The organism is Rhizobium sp. SRI_017, assembly GCF_057586295.1.
The window spans coordinates 1-2,500 of sequence record NZ_JBYCZP010000044.1; the positions used below are offsets into that span (position 1 = coordinate 1).

A 2,500-nucleotide genomic window follows, 5' to 3' on the forward strand; every position below is an offset into this window, starting at 1 on the left:
TGGTTGCGGGGGCAGGATTTGAACCTGCGGCCTTCAGGTTATGAGCCTGACGAGCTACCGGGCTGCTCCACCCCGCGCCATCGAGGCAGCGTGAACCGCTGTCCTCTTACTGCCGGTTTTTGCGAAGCAAAATACCGGGTTAGGGACGCACCCTTTTCTCGGATTTCGCTGCATTTCGGCAGGTATATTACAACGACAATGGGCCGCTTTGAGGGCGGCCCGTTGATTTCCGCGCGTAGGCGGAGAGGGTATCGTGTTTAAGGACGACGATGTCGCCTTGGAGATTTGTTGAGATTTGCGCTTTGCAGACCTGGCAGCGACCTACTCTCCCGTGACTTAAGTCAAAGTACCATCGGCGCTGGAGCGTTTCACGGCCGTGTTCGGAATGGGAACGGGTGCAGCCACTCCGCCAGAACCACCAGGTCGGCAAAGCGCAAAGCTCAACATCGAGAAGCTGGGGAGGCGCAAGCCTCCAATTATTTATATCGAATGCCTTTTTTCGTTTCACCAAGCCTGCAGGGGACTTCCCATACAGGCCGGTAGGCCGTCGCGCACTTTTGCGCGGCCCGTCCGGAGCGCGACTAGCGCGTCAGGACAAAACAGTGATCTTGGCTTCTTCGAAGCCAAGATGATCATTGATCAATGAGAACGATCAAGCCTATCGAGCTATTAGTAACGGTAAGCTTCACATGTTGCCATGCTTCCACACCCGTCCTATCAACGTGGTCGTCTTCCACGGCTCTCAGGGAACACTCGTTTTCAGGTTGGTTTCCCGCTTAGATGCCTTCAGCGGTTATCCATTCCGTATATAGCTACTCTGCTATGCCCTTGGCAGGACAACAGATCCACCAGAGATACGTCCATCCCGGTCCTCTCGTACTAGGGACAGATCCTGTCAATATTCCTACACCCACGGCAGATAGGGACCGAACTGTCTCACGACGTTCTGAACCCAACTCACGTACCGCTTTAAATGGCGAACAGCCATACCCTTGGGACCTGCTCCAGCCCCAGGATGCGATGAGTCGACATCGAGGTGCCAAACAACCCCGTCGATATGGACTCTTGGGGGTCATCAGCCTGTTATCCCCGGCGTACCTTTTATCCGTTGAGCGATGGCCCTTCCACACGGGACCACCGGATCACTATGACCGACTTTCGTCTCTGCTCGACTTGTCAGTCTCGCAGTCAGGCGGGCTTATGCCATTGCACTCGACGACCGATTTCCGACCGGTCTGAGCCCACCATCGCGCGCCTCCGTTACTCTTTCGGAGGCGACCGCCCCAGTCAAACTACCCACCATACACTGTCCCGGACCCGGATGACGGACCGCGGTTAGACATCCACGAAGATAAGGGTGGTATTTCAAGGATGGCTCCACGAGAGCTAGCGCCCTCGCTTCAAAGCCTACCACCTATCCTACACATGCCTTGGCGAATGCCAGTGTAAAGCTATAGTAAAGGTGCACGGGGTCTTTCCGTCTGACCGCAGGAACCCCGCATCTTCACGGGGAATTCAATTTCACTGAGTCTATGTTGGAGACAGCGGGGAAGTCGTTACGCCATTCGTGCAGGTCGGAACTTACCCGACAAGGAATTTCGCTACCTTAGGACCGTTATAGTTACGGCCGCCGTTTACTGGGGCTTCGATTCAAAGCTTGCACCTCTCCTCTTAACCTTCCAGCACCGGGCAGGCGTCAGACCCTATACGTCGCCTTGCGGCTTCGCAGAGCCCTGTGTTTTTGATAAACAGTCGCTACCCCCTGGTCTGTGCCACCCCAATACACTTGCGTGCAATGGGGTCACGCTTCTTCCGAAGTTACGCGTGCAATTTGCCGAGTTCCTTCAACATAGTTCTCTCAAGCGCCTTGGTATGCTCTACCTGACCACCTGTGTCGGTTTCGGGTACGGTCTATACGGTGGAGCTATTTCCTGGAACCGCTTCCTCGCCCAATCAATCCAATAAGACTGAACAAGTTACGCAATCCGTCACTACCACCAGGCCCACGAATATTAACGTGGTTCCCATCGGCTACGCATTTCTGCCTCACCTTAGGGGCCGGCTAACCCTGCTCAGATTAACTTTAAGCAGGAACCCTTGGTCTTTCGGCGAGGGAGTCTCTCACTCCCTTTATCGTTACTCATGTCAACATTCGCACTTCCGATACCTCCAGAGGCCCTCACGGGTCCTCCTTCACAGGCTTACGGAACGCTCCGCTACCACGTACACTTGCGTGCACATCCTCAGCTTCGGTGCATGGCTTTAGCCCCGTTACATTTTCGGCGCAAAACCCCTTAATTAGACCAGTGAGCTGTTACGCTTTCTTTAAATGATGGCTGCTTCTAAGCCAACATCCTGGTTGTTTTGGGAGTCTCACATCCTTTCCCACTTAGCCATGACTTGGGGACCTTAGCTGGAGGTTAGGGTTGTTGCCCTTTTCACGACGGACGTTAGCACCCGCCGTGTGTCTGCCGATTAGTACTCCCCGGTATTCGGAGTT

1 tRNA gene and 2 rRNA genes (1 of these 3 cut by a window edge) are annotated in these 2,500 nt (G+C 54.5%); all 3 read right to left on the bottom strand.

The features are described 5' to 3' along the window. Window positions 1-77, bottom strand: a tRNA-Met gene (locus AC2YI2_RS34695). 231 nt (window positions 78-308) lie between these two features. After that, window positions 309-423, bottom strand: a 5S ribosomal RNA gene (gene rrf / locus AC2YI2_RS34700). Between the two features lie 225 nt (window positions 424-648). Continuing rightward, window positions 649-2,500: ribosomal RNA gene (locus AC2YI2_RS34705) — 23S ribosomal RNA — on the bottom strand; it runs 947 nt beyond the window's last position.